The sequence below is a fragment of the Epibacterium sp. Ofav1-8 genome (assembly GCF_022348185.1).
Taxonomy (GTDB): Bacteria; Pseudomonadota; Alphaproteobacteria; order Rhodobacterales; family Rhodobacteraceae; genus Epibacterium.
Window position 1 is genome coordinate 166,394 of sequence record NZ_JAKRFD010000009.1, and the last position, 22,487, is coordinate 188,880.

Here is a 22,487-nt window from a genome sequence, read left to right on the forward strand (position 1 = left end):
GCACGCGCCAAACGTTTTGCCCCGGACGGTCTTCCTCGCTATGAACCGGTCGAGGAGACCTGCGACATGAAGCTTCAGCCCATCGATATTTCGAAAACCGCCTCTGCCGCGTCGATCGTGTTCGACGCGCTGCGCAAGGCCATCATCGAAGGCGAGCTGGAAGAGGGCACCCCCCTGCGGCAGGATGAAATCGCGCGTTTGTTCAACACCAGCCGCATTCCGGTGCGCGAGGCGATTTCACGGCTGGAGGAAAAGGGTCTGGTGACCTCGCAGCGGTTCAAGGGCGCGGTGGTTGCCGGCCTGCATCTGGACGAGCTGCGCGAGATCTTCGAATACCGCGCCCTGATCGAACCCGAGGTGATCCGCCGCGCCGTGCCAAACATGGATGCAAGCACGCTCGAAGAGGCGAAGTCCTTCTTTCAGGGATTGAATACCACCCAGGACCCGCTGGCCTGGGGGGATCTGAACCGCAGTTTTCATGAACGCCTCTATCGCGCCTCGGGCCTGCCCTACCACGAGGACGCGATTGCCAAGGCGATGGACCGGGTGGATCGCTACCTGCGGGCCGCGCTGGTCCGGTCCGGCAATGTCGCCAGATCCAACGCGGAACATCTGGCGATCTGGCAGGCCTGCGCCGCCGGCGAGGCCGATCAGGCGGCGGAACTGACCCGCGACCACATCATGCAATCCTGCGCCGGACTGGTCCGCAACATGACGGGTCAGGACTAGCCGACTAGAGCTCGGTAGCCCAGGGCGGGTTGGCCCCGGCCCGCGCCACCGTGATGGCTGCCACCCGCGCCCCATGCGCCAGAGCCAGCTTCAGCGCGTCGGGCGCAAGCTGGCGCAGCGCCTCCTTGGTGAGCAGCCCCTGTTCGTCCAGCCGTGCCATGACGCCGGCGTTGAACGTATCCCCGGCCCCGACCGTATCCACCACCTCTGCCGGCTCAGCGGCGACCTCGACGGTCTCGCCGCCCGGCAGCACGCCGATGGCTCCCTCGGCGCCCTTGGTGACCAGCACCACCGCCGGTCCAAGCGCTTGCAAGGCGCGGGCCTGCGACAGGAGGCCATCCTGCTCCGGCAGGATCCAGGCCAGGTCCTCGTCCGAGACCTTGACCATATCCGCTTGCGCCAGCATCGCCATCAGCCGCGCCCGGTAGCGCTGCTCATCCGGCGCAAACCCCGGTCGGATATTGGGATCCATCACCACCGCACGGCGGCCGCCGTCCCGCTCCAGGAGCGTTGCGTAGGTGTCCGCACAGGGTTCGCAGGCCAGGCTGATGCCGCCAAAGAACAGGGCCCCCACATCCGACTGCACCACCGGCAGCGCCGCAGCAGCGATCATGCGCCCAGCCGTGTTTTCGTCATAGAAGGCGTATTTTGCATGGCCGTTTTCCAACTTCACAAACGCCAGCGTCGTCGGCAGGTCAGAGCGGATCAGATACTGCGTTCCCACCCCGCTCTGCCCCAAGGCCGCATCAAGCTGCGCACCAAACAGATCGGTCGACACCCCACTGAGGAGCGCCGTTGACCGCCCCAGCCGCCCCAGCGCAATGGCGGTATTGAACACCGCCCCGCCCGAATGGGGCACAAAAGCCTCCTGGCCATCCAGAGTTTTGTTGGGGATCATGTCGATCAGCGCTTCACCGCAGCAAAGGATCATGGCGTCGTCCTGTCATTCCTGTTTCACGGTGCTGCCAAACGGCCAGCCACCCGGGCACGGTCGCTACCTTAGCGCGCCGCTGATGGGGGCGCTAACATTTTTCAACTTCTCTGACAAATTATTCCTGCATCCGCCCCGGCCCAGGACGACGCTGACCGGGACGCGCGGAGCAGTGACGCCCTGCCGCAGGTGACAGCATGACGCGCGACATGGGCGCGCAAAGCCACATCCGGGATATTGCTTTTTAGGGGTCATGGGATAGCTGTTGCCCCAAGCCCTAGCCGAGGAGGCTCCCATGCTGGATGGCATATCCGCAGAAACGCTCGCCCGTGTCCAATTTGCCTTTACGGTATCGTTCCACATCATCTTTCCGGCCTTCTCGATCGGTCTGGCCAGTTTCCTTGCGGTGCTGAATGCGCTCTGGCTCAGGACCCGGGACACCACCTACCTGACCCTGTTCAACTACTGGAAAAAGATCTTTGCCGTGGCCTTTGGCATGGGCGTGGTCTCCGGCATCGTGATGTCCTATCAGTTCGGCACCAACTGGTCGGTGTTTTCCGACAAGGCCGGCCCCGTCATCGGGCCGTTGATGGCTTATGAGGTGCTTTCGGCCTTCTTCCTGGAGGCGGGCTTTCTCGGGATCATGCTGTTTGGCCGTGATCGGGTGGGCGACAAGCTGCATATGTTTGCAACCGGCATGGTCGCCTTCGGGACGCTGATGTCGGCGACCTGGATCCTGTCGGTGAACAGCTGGATGCAGACCCCTGCGGGCTATTCCATCGCCGCCAACGGCCAGTTCATCCCGGAGGACTGGTGGCAGATCGTGTTCAACCCCTCCTTCCCCTACCGGCTGGTGCATATGGTGCTGGCGGCCTTCCTGACCACGGCCTTTGTGGTCGGCGCGGTCGGCGCGCTGCACCTGTTGCGGGATCGCGACGACCGCGAGGCGCGGCGGATGTTCTCCATGGCGATGTGGATGGCGCTGATCGTGACGCCGATCCAGATCTTCGCCGGCGATGCCCATGGCCTCAACACGCTGGAGCATCAGCCGGTCAAGGTGATGGCGATGGAAGGCCATTACGACAGCCACCCCGAGGGCGCGCCCCTGATCCTGTTCGGCATTCCGAACCCGGCGGAAAAGCGCGTCGACTATGCCCTCGAGATCCCCAAGCTGTCGTCGCTGATCCTGAAACATGACCTGAACGCGCCGCTGGACGGGCTCGACACCGTGCCCGACACCGAAGAACCGCCGGTCCCGATCGTCTTTTTCAGCTTTCGGGTGATGGTCGGCCTCGGCTTTGCGATGCTGGCCGTGGGACTGTGGAGCGGCGTCGCGCGGCTGCGGGGGCGGCTCTATACAGCGCCCTGGCTGCACCGCGCCTGCCTGCTGATGGGGCCAACCGGGTTCATCGCCGTGCTGGCGGGCTGGATCACCACCGAAGTCGGGCGCCAGCCCTACACGGTCTATGGGCTGCTGCGCACCTCCGACAGCCTTGCCCCGGTCGCAGCCCCCGCAGTGGCCACATCGCTGATTGCCTTTGTGGTGGTCTACTTCTTCGTCTTTGGCGCCGGCACCGCCTACATCCTGGCGATGATGAACAAACGGCCCGCCACCCCGCGCCTGGGACTGCGGGATGCGCCGGTGCGCGCCGCCGGTCTGGTGCCCCCCGGCAAACTCGATGCCCTGTCCCCCAAGACCCCGAACTGAGGACGCATATCATGGAATTCGATCTCGCATTCATCTGGGCCGGCCTCATCGCCTTTGCCGTTCTCACCTATGTGATCCTCGACGGGTTCGACCTCGGGCTCGGCATCCTGTTCCCCTTTGCCAAATCGCATGCGGAGCGCGATCTGATGATGAACTCCGTCGCGCCGGTCTGGGATGGCAATGAAACCTGGCTGGTGCTCGGCGGCGGCGGGCTGTTTGCGGTGTTTCCGCTGGCCTATGCCGTCGTCATGCCCGCCCTCTACATGCCGATCATGGTGATGCTGCTGGCGCTGGTGTTTCGCGGCGTCTCCTTCGAATACCGCTGGCGGGCGCAAAAGCTCAAATGGGTCTGGGACCTCGCCTTTTCCGGCGGCTCGCTGGTGGCCGCGCTCTGTCAGGGCATCGCCCTGGGCGCGCTGGTGCAGGGGATCAAGATCGAGGACCGCGCCTATGCCGGGGGCTGGTTCGACTGGCTCAGCCCGTTCTCGCTCCTGTGTGGTCTGGCGGTGGCGGTCGGCTATGCGCTGCTGGGCGCCTGCTGGCTGATCATGAAGACCGAAGGCGGCATTTGTGACCACATGCGCCGCCTCGCCCGGCCCCTCGCCGTTGCCACGCTGGCCTTGATCGGCGTGGTGAGCCTGTGGACGCCGTTCCTCGACCCGGTCTATTTCTCGCGCTGGTTCAACCTGCCCGGCAGCCTCTGGAGTTTCTGCGTCCCGGCACTGATGGCGGCGCTTGTGTGGTTGCTGTTCTCCGGCCTGCGCGGCGGCGCCGACCGGCAGCCGTTCTTTGCCGCGCTTGGCATATTCGTGACCTGCTTTATCGGCCTCGGCATCAGCTTCTATCCGATGATGGTGCCTCCGAGCCTCAGCATCTGGGCCGCCGCCGCCCCCGACAAGAGCCTGTCCTTCACGCTGGTCGGGGCGCTGGTCCTGCTGCCGCTGATCCTGAGCTATACCGCCTATGCCTATTGGGTGTTTCGCGGCAAAATGGATCCCAACGAAGGCTATCACTGATGCGACGCTGGCTCTGGTTCATCGGCCTGTGGTGTGCGAGCGTCCTGGTGCTGGGCATCGTGGCCATGATCATCCGCTGGGCGATCGTGCCCTAGCGCGCCGCAGGTCCCGTCAATCCAACAGAATTTCTGCGGTCGCATGTGCGCGTCACCTTGCATTGGCGCCGGGGATATGCCCCCTATGGTTGTGCGCACCCCACGCGGCCGCAAAATCGCCAACGCGGGAGATTGACGCAACGGCAGGCCATCATGCCAGAGCGGCGCATCCATCAGCGAGAACCTGCGCACTGCAAGCCTCTCTCGCCATTTTATGCTTATTTAACGCTTCCCAGTCTTTCGGGCCTGATGCAGGGTATTGGATACAATAACCAAGCAAAGAGGGAGTCCCATGACCTACCGTTCGATTCTGATACCCGCCCTGTTGTCGGGAACCATGCTCACCAGCGCCCATGCCGCGGATGTGCCGGCGGATGCCAATCTCGCCGCGGACCAGACCTTCACCTATCGGGTGCTGGACGAGTTTTCCTCCTTTGATCCGCAGGTGGTCGAGGGCGTGGTCGGCTCCGAGGTGGTGCGCGATCTGTTTGAGGGGCTCTACAATCAGGATGCGGACGGCAACAACGTCCCCGGCGTCGCGCTGAGCCATGAGGTCAGCGAAGACAACATGACCTACACGTTCAAACTGCGCGACACTGCCAAATGGTCGGACGGCAAACCGGTGACCGCAGGTGATTTTGTCTACGCCTGGCAGCGCGCCGTCGATCCGGAGCTGGCCTCGCCCTATGCCTGGTACATGGAACTGATGTCGATCCAGAACGCATCTGCCATCATCGCCGGCGAAAAACCGATCACCGATCTGGGCGTGTCGGCCCCGGACGACCAGACGCTGGTTGTGCAGCTGAGCCAGCCGCTGCCGTATTTCGACAAGATGGTCACCCACGCCACCACCTTTCCGGCCCCGAAATGGGCGATCGACGAACATGGCAAATCCTGGACCCGGCCTGAGAACATGGTGTCCAACGGCGCTTACGTCCTGACGGAACATGTGCTGAAGGAACGCTCCGTGCGCGAGCGCAACCCGATGTACTGGGACAACGACAAGACCGTGATCGACAAGGTCGTGACCCTCAATATCGGTGACGAGGCACAGGGCCTGACCCGCTACCGCGCCGGTGAGGTCGACAAGACCGAGATCCCCGCAGGTCAGTACCCGACCCTGAAGGAAGAGTTCCCGGACGAGGCCTATGCCCTGCCCCGCCTGTGCAACTACTATTTCACCTTCAACGTCGAAAGCGGCCCGGAGGCGTTCAAGGACGCCCGCGTCCGCCAGGCGCTGTCCTATGCGATCGACCGCAGCGTGATCACCAATGCGGTGCTGCAGGGCGGCCAGTTCCCGGCCTTCACCTTCACCCCCGGCGCGACCGCCGACTTCGAGGTGCCCGAAGTGCCCTATGCCACCATGACCCAGGCCGAGCGCGACGCCAAGGCCAAGGAGCTGCTGGCCGAAGCAGGCTATGGTCCGGACGGTGAGAAACTCGCCTTCAACTACCTCTACAACACGTCGGAATCGCACCAGCAGGTGGCCATCGTCGCCTCGCAGATGTGGAAGCAGAAACTCGGCATCGACGTGACCCTGGAAAACCAGGAATGGAAAGTGTTCCTGGAAACCCGCGGCAACCAGAACTTCGACATGGCGCGCGGTGCCTGGTGTGGCGATTACAACGAGGCTTCGACCTTCCTCGACCTGCTGACCACGCCCTCGGGCTACAACGACGGCAAATACTCCAACGAGAAAGTCGACGCCCTGATGACCGAGGCAAAATCCTCGCAGGACACCACGCCGCTCTATGCCGAGGTCGAAAAGATCCTCGCCGACGAAATGCCGGTGGTGCCGGTCTATCACTACTCGACGAACATCATGCTCAGCAGCAACATCAAGGGCTGGCCGATCCATAACGTCGAGCAGAACTGGTACTCCAAGGACCTCTACAAGGTCGCCGAGTAACCCTTTCTGAAACATCAACAACCCATCGCCCCGGTCGCCTCCCTGCGGCCGGGGCGTGATGAGGCAGTCATATGTTGAACTACACCCTGCGCCGCCTGTTCACGGTGGTGCCGACGCTTCTGGTGCTGATCGTCTTTTCGTTCTACCTGATGCGCCTTGCCCCCGGCGGGCCCTTCACCTCTGAAAAGCCGCTGCCGCCCGCCGTCATGGCCAATGTTCTGGAGCGCTACGGCATGGACCAGCCGCTCCATGTGCAGCTCTGGACCTATATCAAGAACATCGTCCTCCATTTCGACTTCGGCCCCTCCTTCAGCCAGAAGGACCGCACGGTGAACGACGTGATCGCGGGCGGCTTCCCGGTCACGCTGACCTACGGGTTCTGGTCCGCGGTCTTTGTGCTGGTCTGCGGCATCCCGCTGGGGATCATCGCCGCCCTGCGTCACAACTCCTTCTGGGATTACGCGATGACCGGGCTGGCGATCTTTTCCCAGATCTTTCCCAACTTCGTGCTCGCGCCGCTGATGGTCCTGTTGTTCACCCTCTGGTGGGGTCTGCTGCCCGGCGGTGGCTGGAACGGCGGCCAATGGGAATACATCATCATGCCTGCCGTGGCTTTGGGCACCTCCTACATGGCCGGGGTCGCGCGGTTGACCCGTGGCTCCTTCCTTGAGGTGATGAACTCCCCCTTCATCCGCACCGCCCGCGCCAAGGGGCTGCCGGAACGCACCATCATCATTCGCCACGCGCTGAAACCGGCGCTGCTGCCGACGCTGACCTACATGGGGCCGGTTTTTGTCTACATGATCACCGGATCGGTCTTCATCGACGTGTTCTTTTCCACCGGCGGTATCGGGCAGGACTTCATCGACGGCGCCTACAGCCGCGACTACTCGATGCTGCTGGGGCTCGCGATCCTCTATTCCGTGCTGACCTTCACCCTGAACCTGTTGCTCGACCTCGCCTATGCCTGGATCGACCCGAAAGTGCGGAGCAAGCTGTGACCACTGCCAAGAAACAGATGAACTCTGCCGCCTATGCCGAGGCCGCAGCCGAGGAGATGATCGTCTCCCGCTCGTTCTGGGCCGATGCCCGGCGCCGGTTCCTGAAGAACCGCATGGCGGTCGGCTCCGTGGTGATGCTGGTGCTGCTGGTGCTCTTTGCCATCTTCGGCCATACCATCGCGCAATGGAATTACGAGGAAATCGACTGGAACGTCCTCGGCAAGATCAAGACCGAAGGCGGCCCGGCCCTGGCCAACGGCCATTTCTTCGGCGTCGACGAGCTGGGCCGCGACCTCTATGCCCGCGTCGTGCAGGGCAGCCGGACCTCGCTGCTGGTGGGCTTTCTCGCGGGCACCGCTTCGGTGATCCTCGGCTCCATCCTCGGCGCCACGGCGGGCTATTTCGGCGGCCGCACCGACCAGATCATCATGGGCGCCTACACCATCTGGCTGTCGATCCCCTACATCATCTTCTTCGTGGTCTGGCAGGCCTTCTTTGGCCGCTCGCTGACGCAGATGATCCTGGTGATCATCCTGGTGAACTGGACCGCAGGCCTGCTGATCGTGCGGGGTCAGGTGATGATGCTGAAGAACCGCGAATTCGTGGATGCGGCGCGGATGCTGGGGATGAGCGATTTCACCATCATCTTCAAACACCTGATGCCCAATATCCTCTGGGTGATCGTGATCTACACCTCGATCGTCATCCCCGAGGTCATCATGATGGAAAGCCTCGTCTCCTTCCTCGGCGTCGGCATCCAGGAGCCCAATACCTCCTGGGGGGCGCTGATCTCCGAAGGGGCGCGCACCATGACCTTTGGCACGCTCTGGCAGCTCGCCTTCCCGGCGGCCTTCTTCGTGATCGCGCAGGTCTCTCTCTATTACATCGGCGACGGTCTCCGTGACGCCCTCGACCCGAAGGACCGCTGAGACATGAGCCTTCTGTCCGTAAACAATCTGAACATCCGCTTCCGCACCGGCGACGGTCATGTCCATGCGGTCAATGACGTCAGCTTCGACATCGCCAAAGGTCAGAAACTGGCCGTGGTGGGCGAGAGCGGCTCCGGCAAATCCCAGATCGCCATGTCGATCATGGGGCTGCTGGCCAACAACGCCGAGGCCACGGGCGAGATCCTCTACGAGGGTCAGAACCTGCTGACCCTGCCCAATGCGGCGCTGAACAGGATCCGCGCCAAGGACATCGGCATGATCTTCCAGGACCCGATGAGCTCGCTCAATCCCTACATGCGGATCGAGCGCCAGCTCGGCGAGGTGGTGGAACAGCACGAGGGCCTCTCGCGCCGCGATGCGCGCAAACGCGTGCTGGAGGTGATGGAGGCGGTGCAGATCCCCGATGCCAAGAACCGCCTGACCGCCTATCCGCACGAGTTTTCGGGCGGCATGCGGCAGCGGATCGTCATCGCCATGGCGCTGATCTGCAAACCCAGGCTGATCCTCGCGGATGAGCCGACAACCGCGCTCGATGTCACCGTGCAGGCGCAGATCATGGCGCTTCTGGACGAGATCCAGCGCGATCTGGGCACTGCGGTGATGCTGATTACCCATGACCTCGGCGTGGTGGCGGGGTTCTGCGAGGACACGCTGGTGCTCTATGGGGGCCGGGTGATGGAGGCAGCGCCGACGCTCGACCTGTTCGATGCGCCCGGGCATCCCTACACCCGTGGCCTGCTCAGGGCGGTGCCGAACATTCACGAGGCCACCGGCGCGCTGGCGGCCATTCCCGGCAGTCCGCCAAACCAGACCCGCCCGCCGGCCGCCTGCCCCTTCGCCCCCCGTTGCGGCGATGCGGTGGACGCCTGTCACCAGACCCTGCCCCCGCTGGAGGGGCGCAGCCGGAAACGCGCCTGCATCCGCCCCGTGGAGGAGCTGACATGACCCAGACCCCGATCCTTTCTGTTGACGACCTGCGGGTCACCTTCGCCATCAATCAGGGCAAGAAATGGCCGTGGTCACCGGCAAACAGCCTGCATGCGGTGAATGGCGTCAGCTTCGATCTGCATCGCGGCCAGACGCTGGGCATCGTGGGCGAGTCGGGCTGTGGCAAATCCACCCTGATCCGCGCCATCGCCGGGCTTGTCGCGCCCTCGGGCGGCACTGTCCGGCTGGACGGCACTGTGGTGGACTACCAGAACCGGGCCAGCCTCCAGGACCTGCGCAAGCGGATGCAGATGATCTTTCAGGACCCGATCGCATCCCTGAACCCGCGCATGACCATCCGCGACATCGTCTCCGAACCGCTGGCCTATTTCCGCCCGGAATTCTCGGCCCAGGAGCGCAAGCAGGCGACCCGTGACATTCTGGATCGCGTCGGCATCCCGGAGCGCAACTTCAACCGCTTCCCGCATGAGTTCTCCGGCGGCCAGTGTCAGCGGATCGGCATCGCCCGGGCGCTGGTCTCGGCGCCGCAGATCCTGCTCTGTGACGAGCCGGTCTCGGCGCTGGATGTGTCGATCCAGGCGCAGGTCATCAACCTCCTGAAGGATCTGCAAGCCGAGATGGGCCTGACCCTGATCTTTGTGGCGCATGATCTGGGCGTGGTGCGGCATATCTCGGATGATGTGCTGGTGCTCTATCTGGGCGGCGTGATGGAAAAGGCCCCGGCTGGCGAGGTCGTGGACCATCCGCGCCACCCCTACAGCCAGGCGCTGCTGTCGGCGGTGCCGGTGCCCGATCCGCGTGTCAAAACCACGCCGCAGGTGCTGGATGGCGATCTGCCCAGCCCGCTGGCGCTGCCGCAGGGCTGCCTGTTCCAGTCCCGCTGCCCCAAACGCATCGACGCCTGCCGCAGCACCCGCCCCGCCCTGAAGGGCACCGACAGCGCCCAGGTCGCCTGCCTGCTGGAAGAGGTCTGAGGCCGCCGGCCCAGTTCCCGGCCCAGCCCGCTGCACGATCACCGGCCAGTCTTCGACACTGTCCCCGGCTCTGTCAGCAGGTCCAGAACGATGGCCTCCGGTCCCGATCCGGAGGCCATTAAACTTTGCCCTATTTTGATCTCGGTATTTAACGTTTCTTTTCTGACCCTTTTGGCAGGTTTCCAGTTGATCCGCTGCCCTCTTCGCTCAAATCCCTGTTGGGGGCGCATTCAGTTGAAAGTGCCACGTTCATGCCCGCGACAGACCATTCCGACGCCCCCCAGAGCAACGATCCGGAGTCCTCGGACGTCACGATTCCGCACGGGTTTGACCCCGAAGATCTGGATCCCTGGGATCCCGACTTCATTCCCGAGGAGGAAGAAGAGGAAGAAGACGAGGAGGATGAGGACGGCGGCGGCCTGATCGAAAACGTCCTTGTCGGTCTGGGCCTTGGCGCGCAGGGCAACGGCAATGCCTATGGCGTGGGCAACGGGACTGGAAACGGCAACGGGCTGTATAAATTGCTGCTTGGTGGCGACACCGACGACAATCTGACCGGCTCTGGTGACGCGGATGCCGTGCTGGGCGGGCGCGGCCATGACAGCGTCGATGGCGGCGATGGCAACGATACGCTGATGGGGGACACGGACGGCAACACCGGCCAGGATGCCACCCCGCTGGTGCTGAACATCGACAACCTGGTCAGCCAGACCTACAGCGGCAATCATGCGGTGGCCGGGGATTCCGCAGTCTATCGCGATGTCGCCTTTCTCGACGACGGCACCTCGGTCTGGGGCCGCCTTGTGCTGGTCAGCTCTTCCGACCCCTATATGAGCATCGACCTCTCCGGGGACCGGGGCGCAGAAATCCTGATGGACGGGTACGGCACCGGCGACACCGCCGAATTCCGGCTGGAGTTCTTTGACCCCACCACCGGCGAGGCGCTCGAGCTGAACTCCACCGCCACCTTCAACGATCTCGACCAGAACTATGACGCCTGGGACGTCGAAGCGGTGACGCTGGACGCGGATGATTTCAACGCCTTTGGCACCTCCTCCGACAGCTCGCTGAACGTGACCCAGGATGGCAGCACCGTGCGCGCCGCCGGCACCGAAGCCAATAATCCCGATGACGAGGACGCCTGGTTCTCGGCCGAATTCGACGGGCGCAGCTCGATCAATTTCACGCTGGAGGCCCGCAACACGCCCTCCGGTTTCACGCTCTCGGGCGATCTGATCGAAGATGCGGTCTACACGCCGATCGACGCGGGCAACGACACCCTGCTGGGCGGTCTCGGCTCCGATCTGATCTTTGGCGAAGGCGGCAACGACCTGCTGGACGGCGGCGAAGGCGACGACAGCATCGATGGCGGCGAGGGGGACGACATCCTGACCGGCGGTCTCGGCGCCGACACGCTGATCGGCGGGCTCGGCGGCGACACCATGTCCGGCGGCGATGGCGATGACCTCATCGACGGCGGCGAAGGCGATGACAGCCTGTCGACCGGCCTCGGCAACGACACGCTTCTGGGCGGCGAAGGCAATGACACGCTGCACAACTCCGCCGGCGATGACAGCCTCGTGGGCGGTGTCGGCGACGACAGCATCGTGGCCACCGAAGGCAATGACACGCTGGAGGGCGACGAGGGCAACGACACCATGTATGCCGGCGTCGACGACGACAGCATGGACGGCGGCGACGGCGATGACAGCATGTTCGGCGAGGACGGACATGACGAGATGTATGGCGGCATCGGCGCCGACTACATGGAAGGCGGCAGCGGCAATGACACCATCGACGGGGGCGATGATGGCGATACCATTTCCGGCGGCGACGGCGACGACCTCATCTATGGCGGCGGCGGCAATGACAGCCTGACCACCGGCATCGGCAATGATACCCTCTTCGGCGGCGATGGCGACGACACCCTGCGCAACTCTTCCGGCGATGACAGCCTTGTCGGCGGCACCGGCAACGACAGCATCGTCGCCACCGACGGCAATGACACGCTGGAGGGCGGCACCGGCAACGATACCATGTACGGCGGCAATGACGACGACCTTCTGGTCGGCGGCAGCGGCGCGGACGAGATGTATGGTGAGGCGGATGCCGACACTTTCCGGATCGAGGACAACTTCGGCAATGACACCGTCGTGGGGGGCGAGGCCGGCAATGACCTCGACGTGGTCGATCTCTCCTACATGACCGGCCCGGTCACGGTGACCTATACCGGAGACGAATCCGGCTTTATCACCGACGGGACCGATACCATCCAGTTCTCCGAGATCGAGCAGCTGGTGCTGACGGATCAGGACGACGTGGTCGACGCCCGCAATGACAGCGTCGGGGTCGACATCGACGCGGGCGACGGCAATGACACGCTGCAAGGCGGCCAGGGCGATGACCGCTTTACCGGCGGGCTGGGCGATGACGAGATCGCCCTGACGGCGTCAGGCGGCACCGATACCATCACCGATTTCGACCTCAACGACGATGACACCGACGGGTTCTACAACGACCAGCTCGATGTGTCGGAGCTGACCGGCGGCTCCGGGGCTGATGGCGCGGTGCAGACCATCGACGTGACCACCTCGGATGACGGGTTCGGCAATGCGCTGCTGACCTTCCCCGACGGTGAGCAACTGGTGCTGGAAGGGGTGGACCCGAGCCAGATGACCACCCATGCGCAGCTGTTTGCCGCCGGCATCCCCTGCTACACGCCGGGGGCGCTGATCCAGACGGCACATGGGGTCAAACCCGTGGAACAGATCCGCGTCGGGGACCTGATACAGACCGCGGACAACGGCCTTCAGCCCGTTGTCTGGACCGGGCGGCGCCTGTTGTCGCGCATGGATCTGCTGCGCCAGCCGCATCTGCGCCCCGTCCTGCTGCGCCCGGGCGGGCTGGTCGGCACGCAACGCCCGCTGCGGGTCTCGCCCCAGCATCGCTTCGTGCTGCCCGCAGCCGCCCAAGCGGCCCCCCCGGAGGCCTTTGCCCGTGCCCGCCTGTTGCAGGACATGGATCCGGATCACGTGCAGGTCGACAACAGCTTGCGGCCCACCTGCTACATCCACCTGCTGACCGAAGATCACCAGGTCATCTTTGCCGACGGATGCGCCAGCGAAACCTTCTGGCCCGGCCCCGAGGCCCTGCGCAGCCTGTCTTCGCAGGATCGCCGAGAGCTCTTCGACCTGTTTCCGGAGCTGCTGCCCGCCCTTGCCAGCCGCGGTGCCCCCGGGCGCAAAATCGTCGCGCAGGGGTATGGTGACCTGGCCCGCACGGACCTGCGGCGCAAGGATGTAAAACACCGCTTCCCGCTGCCCGCGGATCACGCCCGCCGCAGCGCCTGACCCGAGCGCCCTCAGAAGGGATGCGCCAGATCGTAGACCTCGCCATATCGCGCCAGATCCGCCGCGATCTCGGCGGCATCCGGTGACGTCCAGTTTGCGCCGTCAATCATCCCTTCGCGGACCAGATCCGCGCGCAGCCCCTCGAAGTCCAGCTCCGACAGGGCCCAGGGGATTACGTTCGGCGCATCCAGGCGGCAATACATGCGCGTGACCTGCGACGTGCCGCGCAGCCGCGCGCCGCTAAAGCTCCTGAGCTGGTTTTCAAACACCGGATGCATGGTCCCGCTAGTGGAAATCCCGGCTTGGAAAGAGCTTCTTGGCCTGATCGCGCGGATGCATGGCGCGGGCGGGATAGCGGGACTGCTTGGGCGTGTCATCGGCCCGGGGGCCCTCGGTGCTGAGGGCCTCCGGCATGGGATGCCCCAGATCATAGAGCTTGTGGGACAGGTCGCGAATATCCTGCGCGATCACATGCACGACAATGCCTTCGCGTTGCACCGTCCCGCGCACCTGCAACAGCCGCCCGCCCATGACAATACGCCGGAACTGCTCATAGACCTTGGGCCAGACCACCACATTGCTGACCCCTGTTTCATCCTCAAGCGTCAGGAAGATCACCCCCGATGCGGTGCCGGGGCGCTGGCGGGTGATGACCAGCCCGCACACCGTGCACTGTCCCAGAGGCCGGTCCACAAGCGCATTATGCGGGGTGAGGCCGGTCATGCCGGGCCGCAACAGCTCCATCGGATGGGCGCGCAGCGACAGGCGGGTGGAGACATAATCCTCGACCACCTCTTCGCCCAGATGCATGCTGGGCAGGGCGACGGACGGTTCCCGGACCACCTCCCCGTCGATCGGGTCGTCAAACAGCGGCAAGGGGGTCTTGCTGCGGATCGCCTTGACCTGCCACAGCGCATCGCGGCGGGTCAGGTCCATGCTGCAAAACGCATCCGCTTCGGCCAGCCGCGTCAGCACATCCGGGCGCAGCCCCGCCCGCAGCCACAGGGCCTCCGGCGTGGTATAGCCATTGCCGCGTGCCGCCACGATCCAATCCGCCTCTTCCTGCTTGAAGCCCTTGATCTGGCGAAATCCCAGCCGCAGGGCCAGGGCGCCATCGGGGCGGCGTTCCAGCGTGTTGTCCCATGCGGAGTGGTTCACACAGATCGGGCGGATCTCCACGCCATGCTCGCGGGCGTCCCGCACGATCTGGGCCGGGGCATAAAACCCCATGGGCTGGGAGTTCAGCAGGGCACAGGCAAAGATGGCGGGATGATGACATTTCAGCCAGGCCGACACATAGGCCAGCATGGCAAAGGCCGCCGCATGGCTTTCGGGAAACCCGTAATCGGCGAAGCCCTCGATCTGACCAAAACAGCGTTCGGCCACCTCCTGGGGATAGCCGTTTGCCAGCATGCCCGCGATGAACTTGTCCCGATACAGACCGATGGTGCCCATGCGCCGGAACGAGGCCAGCGACCGGCGCAGATAATCGGCCTCCTCGGCCGAGAACCCCGCGCCGACCACCGCGATCTGCAGCGCCTGCTCCTGAAAGAGCGGCACCCCCAGGGTGCGCCGCGTCACCTCCTCCAGCGCTGGCCCAAAGGGATCGGGCTGCTCCAGCCCGTTGCGCCGCCGGATGTAGGGCTGCACCATGTCGCCCTGAATGGGACCGGGGCGCACGATCGCCACCTCGATCACCAGATCGTAGAATTTGCGGGGCTGCATCCGGGGCAGGAAATTCATCTGCGCCCGGCTTTCCACCTGAAAGACCCCCACCGCATCCGCCCGGCACAACATGTCATACGTGGCCGGGTCCTCCTGCGGGACCGAGGCGATACTCTGTGTGACATGCTCGTGCTGCTGCATCAGGGCAAATGCCTTTTGAATGCAGCTGAGCATCCCCAGCCCCAGCACATCCACCTTGAGGATGCCCAGCGCGTCGATGTCATCCTTGTCCCAGCAGATCACCGTGCGATCTTCCATCGCCGCATTCTCGATGGGCGCAAGCTCATCCAACCGCCCGCGCGTGATCACAAAGCCCCCCACATGCTGCGAGAGATGGCGGGGAAAGCCGATGATCTCGCCAATCAGCCGCAGGGTCTGCATCAGCCGGCGGTCCTGCGGATCAAGACCCAGCTCGCGGATGCGGTCCGGATCGACGCCGCCGTTGCTCATGCCCCAGATCTGACCGGACAGCCCGGCGGTGACATCCTGCGACAGGCCCATCACCTTGCCCACCTCGCGGATCGCCGCGCGGGTGCGGAAATGGATCACGGTGGCGCACAGCCCCGCCCGGTCCCGGCCATATTTCTCGTAGATCCACTGGATCACCTCTTCGCGCCGCTCGTGCTCGAAATCGACATCGATATCCGGCGGCTCCCCGCGATGCTTGGACACGAACCGTTCAAAGACCATGGCGATCATGTCGGGGCTGACATCGGTGATGCCCAGCAGGTAGCACAGAATGGAATTGGCCGCCGAGCCGCGCCCCTGACACAGGATCCCGCGTGACCGGGCGAATTGCACGATGTCATGCACCGTCAGGAAATAGGCCGGAAAGTTCAGCTCCCGGACCACGGCCAGTTCCTTTTCCATCAACCGGATCGCCCGATCCGGCGCGCCCCCGGGATAGCGCCGCACCAGCCCGTCGCGCACCAGCCGCTCCAGGCGGGCGTGCGGGGTTTCGCCGTCGGCCTCTTCATGCGGATATTCATAAGACAGCTCCCCCAGATCAAAGCTGCACCGGGCCGCGATCTCCAGGCTGCGGCGCACCGCGCCCAGATGATTGCGAAACAGCCGCGCCATATCCGCCTCCCCCTTCAGGCGGCGCTCCCCGTTGGGCAGGGCGCGGGTGCCGATCTCGTCAATGGTGATATGTTCGCGCATGCAGGTCAGCACATCGGCCAATTGCCGGCGGCTGGCCCGGTGCATCAGCACATCCCCCACCGCCACCATCGGCGCACAGGCCTTTTGCGCAACCGTGGAACAGGCAGCCAGATAGGCCTGGTCGCTGCCGTCATACCGGGGCGCGGCCCCCAGGAACACGTGATTGGGAAAATGCCGCCGCATGTGCTGAATATCCGGCACCGCGTCCTGCACCCGCTGCTGCGGCAAGGCGATCAGGATCATCCCCTTGCAGGCCGCATGCAGGTCCCGGGCATAGAGCTCGCAGTCTCCCTTGTCCGCACGGCGCTTGCCCAGGGTCAGCAACCGGGTCAGGCGCTCGTAGGCCGCCCGGTCCCGGGGCAGCGCAACCCAGTCCACCGCACTGTCGCGCAGGACCAGCCGGCACCCCACGATCAGCTTTGGCAGCGGCGTTGCGGCCGCGGGCGCCGCCAGCGGGGCGGCCGGTCCCTTTTTCTGCCGGGAGGAGGGGTCGACACGGTGCTGGGAGCGGATTTCCACAGCGGTGCCGGCCTCCCGTTTCAGCTCTTTCAACGCGCTCCACGCCCGCACCACGCCGGCCAGGGAGTTCCGGTCCGTGATGGCAATCGCCGAGAGGCCCAGCTCGGCGGCGCGCAGGACCAGCTCTTCCGGGTGCGAGGCCCCGGTCAGAAAGGTGAAATTGCTGGTGGTACACAATTCGGCATAGCCCTGCCCCGGCATCAGCGCCGGGGTCGTGGGCGTCGTCGGCGGCGTGGGGTCGGTCTGGGTCATGCGAACTCTCCCTGTACAAACCATCCGGGGTTCTGCGGCGTGTAGAACAGCCAGAGCCGCCGCCCCTGCACGGTCTCCACCTGCCAGTAGTCGCGCAGGCCCGACCGCCAGTTGTCATCCTCCAGCCACCATTCCGGGGCGATGCGTTCGGGTCCCGTGGCACGCCCCGTGGTCAGCGACATCCGCCGCCAGCGAAAACGGGCGGGCGGCTCCGGCCCCTGCCCTGCGATGGGTTCGGGGGGAAACAGGCACAGCGGGCGCGGGGTGAGCCGGGACCAGCCCCCCGCCGGCTCCGAATAGGCGGCCGGCGCCACGATAAAGCTGCGCTCCGGGATATGGCTGTCGGCAGGCAGGAACCGTTGAATATTCTCCAACCCGATCCGGGTGCCGATGCGGGTGACAAGATCCTCCAGCTGCCCTGCCTGCCCGGAGCCGACATGGGTGACCTGCTCGGCCGGCAGCGCTTCGACCTGCGTCGCCTCCAGCCGCAGCTGATCGATGCCAAAGCCCGCATCCACCTCCGCCAGCCCGCGTTCGAACAGGGGCAGGATGCGCTGCGCGTCACGCAGCGGGCGGGCCAGGCGCAGTTCCACCTGCTGGTGATCCTGATCGACCCGGCGCAACGTGACACAAAGCTTGCGCGCCCCCGCCTGCTGCGCCTTCAGCTTGGCACAAAGCTGGGTCAGCAGCCGCTGCACCCCGGCCCGCACATCATCGACAAGGCCGATGGGCTCCGGCAAGGTCAGGCGCACGCCGTAGTGGGGCGGATCCGCCAGCGGCGTGATCTCTTCGGGCTGCTGCCCCAGCGCCTGATCCAGCCGCATCAGCACCTCGGGCCCGAACCGCCGGGTCAGCGGCGCGCGCGGCGCATCGGCAAGATCGCCGATCGTGCGCAGCCCCAGCCGCGCCAGCGCCGTTGCGGTGCCCGCATCCAGCCGCAGGGCCGCCACCGGCAGGGCCCGCAGCGCCGGCAGCATCTCTCCGGGGGCGGCGATCCCCTCGTCGTGATGCGCCAGCGCCCAGGCCGCGCCGCGCGTATCCGCCACCCCCGCCCGCACCGTCAGCCCCGCCCGCAGCAACCGTGCGCGCATATCCCGCAGCATCTGCGCCTCGCCCCCCAAAAGATGCGCAGAACCGCTGACATCCAGCACCAGACCGTCCTGGCCCTCCAGCCCGACCCAGGGGCAATACCGCTTGGCCCAGCGGCACAGCGCATGCAGGAATCGCTGATCCTCCGGCGGGACCGCGACGGCGGTTTTCAGATCCGGGCAAAAGGCCCGGGCATCGGAATGGGACATGCCCCGATGCAACCCCTGCGCCTCCGCCACCGCATTCAGGCAATAGAGGCGATTGGCATTGCTTTGTTTGAGGGTGAGGGCAAAGGGGCCCTCAAACGAACAGCCCCGCAGAACCCGGTCACTCGCCAGCCGGGGAAACCATAATGAAACGACGCGACGCTGCATCCCATCGAACATGCCAGACACCTAATGTTCCCGATTTGTTCTTGATAATCTCCCATCGTTGCAGAGTCGAGTCCCCGGGATCGAACACCGGGGTGCAGCGCCAGCGGGTTTCGGCGGCATTGCTGCCCATCCCCTCCGGGATCAGGGCCAGCCCGGTGGCGCGCCCATCCCGCGCCGCAAGCTGCAACCGCCGCCCTTCGGTCAGCCCCAGGGGTTTGTTCAACCTCATCACGACCAGCGAGACCGCCCCTGCACGCAACGCCTCTTCGGCGACGGCCAGGGTCTGCAGCTGGTCCTTGGTGCGGCAGACCGTCAGGTCCTCGGGCGCGATGAAATCGGCAAAGCCATTGGGGTTGATCTCGGTCGAGTCCCATCCGCCGCGCACCCACATGCAATGCCCGCCCAGCCGCGCCGCAAGCGCAAAGGCAAAGGTATAGGCCCCCGGGCCGCAGACCTCATGCGTGCGGGTTTTGGCAGGCGGAAAGACACGGGGATCAAGATCACTCATACGCCAGATTTAGCATTCGAAGGCCGATTTGAAAATCCTGCTATCACCGGACGGACCGTCCCCCCCGACCTCGCGCGGGCCGCTGACAGGCACATCCCCGCGCAGCAATCAATCCGGAGCGCAAAGATGGCGCCTCGGAATATACCCTTATTTTTCAAGGTGTTGATAGCGGCGCCCGTGACCGGATCAGCACTACGCCTCCGCGTGTCCGCCGGTATCGGTCCCGCGACCCAAGGCCGCGCGCTCTACAGGTCCACGCCGTGCGGCGGTGTCAGGTCCGGGATTTCATCCGGCTCTGCGGCGGCGGTCGGCTGCGACAGGGCCGCCCCCTCCTGGAGCGCAAGCCCGGCAAAGTCCCAGAGCTTCGGGTCCATCATATGCGACGGGCGGATATTGGTCAGCGCCTTGAACATCACCTGGCGGCGGCCGGGGCTGTTCTTTTCCCAGCCATCCAGGATCTGCTTGACCTGCTGGCGCTGCAACCCGTCCTGACTGCCGCAGAGATCACAGGGGATGATCGGGTAGTTCATGGCGCGGGCGAATTTCTCGCAATCGGCCTCGGCCACATGGGCCAGCGGGCGCAGGACGAACAGGTCGCCCTCCTCGTTGACCAGCTTGGGCGGCATGGTCGCCAGCCGGCCGCCGTGGAAGAGATTCATAAAGAAGGTTTCGAGGATGTCGTCGCGGTGATGACCCAGAACAACCGCCGAGCAGCCTTCCTCGCGGGCGATGCGATAGAGGTTGCCGCGCCGCAGCCGCGAGCAGAGCGCGCAATAGGTGCGGCCCTGCGGCACCTTGTCCATGACGATCGAATAGGTGTCCTGATATTCGATCCGATGCGGCACGCCCACTTTCTCCAGGAACTCCGGCAGCACCGTCGCCGGAAAGCCCGGCTGCCCCTGATCGAGGTTGCAGGCCAGCAGGTCCACCGGCAGCAGCCCGCGCCACTTCAACTCGATGAGCACGGCCAGCAGCGTATAGGAATCCTTGCCGCCGGACAGGCACACCAGCCAGCGGGCCTCGCTGCGGTCCACCATGCCGTATTGCTCAACGGCTTCGCGCACGGACCGTATGATCCGCTTGCGCAGTTTGCGGAATTCCGTCGTCTGTGGCGCACCCTGAAAGATCGGGTGGATGTCATCTAGGTCATTGGTCATGGCCGGGTGAATACGGCAAACGGCTGGCGGCGGGAAGCCTTTCTCGCACCTGCTGTTGCGGGAAACGGACCGTTGGCGCCCGTGGTGTCGGATCAGGGCCTCCGGAGCGGCACTGAAAGCCCCGCGCCCCGCGCGCGCCATGCTGAAAAACGCCAAAGGCGCATCAGCGCGCCTGTCTCGCGGCCGGCCCGGGGGAATCAATCCGCCCCGCGGCCGGGCCGGCCACCCTGCTGCCCACCGGCTGACACATTCCGATCCGAATTCACGCCGCGCGCAGCGGATGGCCCCGAAAAAACCGGCTGCCGGACGTGAAACCGGTGGAAACTCACATCCGCGTTAACTCTCCGGTCAGACCCAAGATCTAGTCTGAGCAGGCACCACCGGCGAAGTCGAAAGGTCTTACAGCTATGAAACTACCGAATTCACGTCTCCTACAGCGGGTCAGAGACGGGTTCTCGCAAGTGGTGTTTGGCCCGCCAATGCTCGCCTTTCTGCCTGCGCTGACGCTGGGGGCCTTCTGGTTCGGCGGCGAAACCGCGCTGCTGGTGGCCGCCCTCGGGTTGCCGCTGATGTTTGCCGTTCTGGGCAGCCTCATGCGCGACAAGGCCCCCGCCCCCGGACGCGACGCCCTGACCGGGATGATTCTGGCCGACGGGTTCCAGGCGCGGGTCAAATCCATCTATCACCGCACCGAGGACAGCGGCCTGAAATCGGCGCTGATGGTGCTGGAGATCGACGACCACGACGACCTGATTGCCGCGCATGGCCAGGACGCCGGTGACATCGTGATGCAGCGGATCGGCGAACGCATCACCGCGACGCTGCGCCACCGCGATACCGTCGCGCGTTTGGGACGCAACCGCTTTGCCATTTGCCTCGCGCCGGTCATGCAACTGGATCTGGAGCTGTGCATCCAGCTTGCCGGTCGTCTCCAGGTCGCGGTGGAAGAGCCTGTGGCCGTGGATGGCACCTCGCTGTTCGTGTCCTGCTCGATCGGCATCTGCCAACGCCACCGTGCCCCCAAGGGTGCTGCCAACGGCTGGATCGAATGCGCCGTTGCCGCCCTGGACGAGGCGATCAGCGTCGGCCCCTCCAGCATCCGGGCCTTCTCCAACGACACCCATGTGCACCTGAACCGGACCGACAACCTGCTGGAAGACGCGGCCATGGCGCTGGAAAACGGCATGATCCAGGCCTGGTTCCAACCGCAGATCAGCACCGACACCGGCCGCGTCTCCGGGTTTGAGGCCCTGGCGCGCTGGTGCCACCCGGTCAAGGGCATGATCCCGCCCTCCTCCTTCCTGCCCGCCCTGGAACAGGCCGGATTGCTGCAAAAACTCAGCCAGCAGATGGTCCAGCAGGCGCTGACCGCGATCAAGGCCTGGGACGCGGCGGGGCTCAACGTGCCGTCGGTGGGCGTCAACTTCGCCACCGATGAGCTGCGCGACCCGGCGCTGGTCAACCGGATCCGCTGGGAGCTGGATCGCTTTGGCCTGCGTCCCGAGCGGCTGACGATCGAGGTGCTGGAAACGGTGATGACCGACCAGCCCGACGAGGTTGTGGCCCGCAACATCAAGGCTCTGGGCGAACTGGGCTGCCATATCGATCTCGATGATTTTGGCACCGGTCACGCCTCGATCGCCTCGGTGCGCCGTTTCCGTGTCTCCCGGATCAAGATCGACCGCTCCTTCGTGACCAAATCGGACCACGACCCGGAACAGCAAAAGCTCATTGCCGCCATCCTCACCATGGCGGAACGGCTGGAGCTGCAAACCCTCGCCGAGGGGGTGGAGACCGTGGGCGAACACGCGCTGCTGGCGCAATTGGGCTGCGATCACGTGCAGGGGTTTGGCATTGGCCGCCCCATGCCCTTCGACCAGACCCTCGACTGGGTGGTCACCCACGAGGCCAAGCTGCAGGATGCGCCGCTGATCGGTCGTCAGCGCCATTGACCCCGGCCACAGCCGCTTCTGTTCTCTGATTCCCTGTGTTTTTTGGGATTTCCGCCGCCAGTGATGCGCTGGCTGCCCGGATTTCCCTTGACCTTCTGGACCGACCTCTGTTGAACCACACCCTGTCTTTGCATGCATG

The 22,487-nt window shown here is 64.9% G+C and carries 17 protein-coding genes; 11 read left to right on the forward strand and 6 right to left on the reverse strand.

All coding sequences use genetic code 11. The features are described 5' to 3' along the window. The first annotated feature begins 66 nt into the window (after positions 1-66). On the forward strand, positions 67-729 hold the full coding sequence (locus MHM97_RS15320; RefSeq protein WP_239323241.1) for a GntR family transcriptional regulator: 663 nt from the start codon (positions 67-69) through the stop codon (positions 727-729). Positions 730-733: 4 nt separating this feature from the next. On the opposite strand, the gene MHM97_RS15325 is transcribed toward MHM97_RS15320, so the two are convergent. Next, a complete protein-coding gene (locus tag MHM97_RS15325) occupies positions 734-1,660 on the reverse strand; it encodes a carbohydrate kinase family protein (RefSeq protein ID WP_239323242.1) in 927 nt (308 codons plus the stop codon). 295 nt (positions 1,661-1,955) lie between these two features. Between MHM97_RS15325 and MHM97_RS15330 the strand changes: the two genes are divergently transcribed. The 9 genes from MHM97_RS15330 to MHM97_RS15370 all read left to right on the forward strand — a co-directional run bounded on the left by MHM97_RS15330 (position 1,956) and on the right by MHM97_RS15370 (position 13,611). Further along, positions 1,956-3,368 carry a cytochrome ubiquinol oxidase subunit I gene (locus MHM97_RS15330; RefSeq protein WP_239323243.1) on the forward strand — a complete coding sequence of 471 codons (1,413 nt, stop codon included), beginning with the start codon at positions 1,956-1,958 and terminating at the stop codon, positions 3,366-3,368. A gap of 11 nt (positions 3,369-3,379) precedes the next feature. Beyond that, on the forward strand, positions 3,380-4,384 hold the full coding sequence (gene cydB, locus MHM97_RS15335) for a cytochrome d ubiquinol oxidase subunit II (protein ID WP_239323244.1): 1,005 nt from the start codon (positions 3,380-3,382) through the stop codon (positions 4,382-4,384). Then, positions 4,384-4,479 carry a DUF2474 domain-containing protein gene (locus tag MHM97_RS15340; RefSeq protein ID WP_239323245.1) on the forward strand — a complete coding sequence of 32 codons (96 nt, stop codon included), beginning with the start codon at positions 4,384-4,386 and terminating at the stop codon, positions 4,477-4,479. The genes cydB and MHM97_RS15340 overlap by 1 nt, the downstream gene beginning before the upstream one ends. A gap of 292 nt (positions 4,480-4,771) precedes the next feature. Further along, the gene (locus MHM97_RS15345) at positions 4,772-6,388 is read left to right on the forward strand and encodes a peptide ABC transporter substrate-binding protein (protein ID WP_239323246.1); all 1,617 of its coding nucleotides are present in this window, start codon (positions 4,772-4,774) and stop codon (positions 6,386-6,388) included. A 71-nt stretch (positions 6,389-6,459) separates the two neighbouring features. Continuing rightward, positions 6,460-7,389, forward strand: a complete 930-nt coding sequence (locus MHM97_RS15350) for an ABC transporter permease subunit (protein WP_239323247.1) — start codon at positions 6,460-6,462, stop codon at positions 7,387-7,389. Beyond that, a complete protein-coding gene (locus MHM97_RS15355) occupies positions 7,386-8,318 on the forward strand; it encodes an ABC transporter permease (protein WP_239323248.1) in 933 nt (310 codons plus the stop codon). Before MHM97_RS15350 ends, MHM97_RS15355 begins: the two co-directional genes overlap by 4 nt. Positions 8,319-8,321: 3 nt before the next feature. Continuing rightward, a complete protein-coding gene (locus tag MHM97_RS15360) occupies positions 8,322-9,284 on the forward strand; it encodes an ABC transporter ATP-binding protein (RefSeq protein ID WP_239323249.1) in 963 nt (320 codons plus the stop codon). Next, on the forward strand, positions 9,281-10,261 hold the full coding sequence (locus MHM97_RS15365; RefSeq protein ID WP_239323250.1) for an ABC transporter ATP-binding protein: 981 nt from the start codon (positions 9,281-9,283) through the stop codon (positions 10,259-10,261). The genes MHM97_RS15360 and MHM97_RS15365 overlap by 4 nt, the downstream gene beginning before the upstream one ends. A gap of 251 nt (positions 10,262-10,512) precedes the next feature. Beyond that, positions 10,513-13,611, forward strand: a complete 3,099-nt coding sequence (locus tag MHM97_RS15370) for a Hint domain-containing protein (RefSeq protein WP_239323251.1) — start codon at positions 10,513-10,515, stop codon at positions 13,609-13,611. Positions 13,612-13,622: 11 nt separating this feature from the next. Here MHM97_RS15370 and MHM97_RS15375 read toward each other — a convergent pair whose 3' ends face one another. The 5 genes from MHM97_RS15375 to ttcA form a co-directional block, all read right to left on the reverse strand. Then, entirely contained in the window at positions 13,623-13,880 is a 258-nt protein-coding gene (locus tag MHM97_RS15375; RefSeq protein WP_239323252.1) for a hypothetical protein, read from the reverse strand. Between the two features lie 16 nt (positions 13,881-13,896). Then, entirely contained in the window at positions 13,897-17,217 is a 3,321-nt protein-coding gene (locus MHM97_RS15380; RefSeq protein WP_239323316.1) for an error-prone DNA polymerase, read from the reverse strand. A gap of 47 nt (positions 17,218-17,264) precedes the next feature. Next, on the reverse strand, positions 17,265-18,743 hold the full coding sequence (locus MHM97_RS15385) for a Y-family DNA polymerase (protein ID WP_239323253.1): 1,479 nt from the start codon (positions 18,741-18,743) through the stop codon (positions 17,265-17,267). Next, positions 18,685-19,239 (reverse strand): ImuA family protein, encoded by a 555-nt coding sequence (locus MHM97_RS15390; protein WP_239323254.1) that lies wholly within the window; start codon positions 19,237-19,239, stop codon positions 18,685-18,687. The genes MHM97_RS15385 and MHM97_RS15390 overlap by 59 nt, the downstream gene beginning before the upstream one ends. Before the next feature lie 245 nt (positions 19,240-19,484). Beyond that, on the reverse strand, positions 19,485-20,396 hold the full coding sequence (gene ttcA / locus MHM97_RS15395) for a tRNA 2-thiocytidine(32) synthetase TtcA (protein WP_239323255.1): 912 nt from the start codon (positions 20,394-20,396) through the stop codon (positions 19,485-19,487). 407 nt (positions 20,397-20,803) lie between these two features. Between ttcA and MHM97_RS15400 the strand changes: the two genes are divergently transcribed. Next, on the forward strand, positions 20,804-22,348 hold the full coding sequence (locus tag MHM97_RS15400; RefSeq protein ID WP_239323256.1) for a putative bifunctional diguanylate cyclase/phosphodiesterase: 1,545 nt from the start codon (positions 20,804-20,806) through the stop codon (positions 22,346-22,348). The last annotated feature ends 139 nt before the right edge of the window (positions 22,349-22,487 follow it).

Excerpts from the sequence above, each read along its gene's own strand:
- MHM97_RS15320 (WP_239323241.1), top strand. The coding sequence starts at position 67 with ATGAAGCTTCAGCCCATCGATATTTCGAAAACCGCCTCTGCCGCGTCG.
- MHM97_RS15325 (WP_239323242.1), bottom strand. The coding sequence starts at position 1,660 with ATGATCCTTTGCTGCGGTGAAGCGCTGATCGACATGATCCCCAACAAA.
- MHM97_RS15330 (WP_239323243.1), top strand. The coding sequence starts at position 1,956 with ATGCTGGATGGCATATCCGCAGAAACGCTCGCCCGTGTCCAATTTGCC.
- cydB (WP_239323244.1), top strand. The coding sequence starts at position 3,380 with ATGGAATTCGATCTCGCATTCATCTGGGCCGGCCTCATCGCCTTTGCC.
- MHM97_RS15340 (WP_239323245.1), top strand. The coding sequence starts at position 4,384 with ATGCGACGCTGGCTCTGGTTCATCGGCCTGTGGTGTGCGAGCGTCCTG.
- MHM97_RS15345 (WP_239323246.1), top strand. The coding sequence starts at position 4,772 with ATGACCTACCGTTCGATTCTGATACCCGCCCTGTTGTCGGGAACCATG.
- MHM97_RS15350 (WP_239323247.1), top strand. The coding sequence starts at position 6,460 with ATGTTGAACTACACCCTGCGCCGCCTGTTCACGGTGGTGCCGACGCTT.
- MHM97_RS15360 (WP_239323249.1), top strand. The coding sequence starts at position 8,322 with ATGAGCCTTCTGTCCGTAAACAATCTGAACATCCGCTTCCGCACCGGC.
- MHM97_RS15365 (WP_239323250.1), top strand. The coding sequence starts at position 9,281 with ATGACCCAGACCCCGATCCTTTCTGTTGACGACCTGCGGGTCACCTTC.
- MHM97_RS15370 (WP_239323251.1), top strand. The coding sequence starts at position 10,513 with ATGCCCGCGACAGACCATTCCGACGCCCCCCAGAGCAACGATCCGGAG.
- MHM97_RS15380 (WP_239323316.1), bottom strand. The coding sequence starts at position 17,217 with ATGCCGGGGCAGGGCTATGCCGAATTGTGTACCACCAGCAATTTCACC.
- MHM97_RS15385 (WP_239323253.1), bottom strand. The coding sequence starts at position 18,743 with ATGTTCGATGGGATGCAGCGTCGCGTCGTTTCATTATGGTTTCCCCGG.
- MHM97_RS15390 (WP_239323254.1), bottom strand. The coding sequence starts at position 19,239 with ATGAGTGATCTTGATCCCCGTGTCTTTCCGCCTGCCAAAACCCGCACG.
- ttcA (WP_239323255.1), bottom strand. The coding sequence starts at position 20,396 with ATGACCAATGACCTAGATGACATCCACCCGATCTTTCAGGGTGCGCCA.
- MHM97_RS15400 (WP_239323256.1), top strand. The coding sequence starts at position 20,804 with ATGAAACTACCGAATTCACGTCTCCTACAGCGGGTCAGAGACGGGTTC.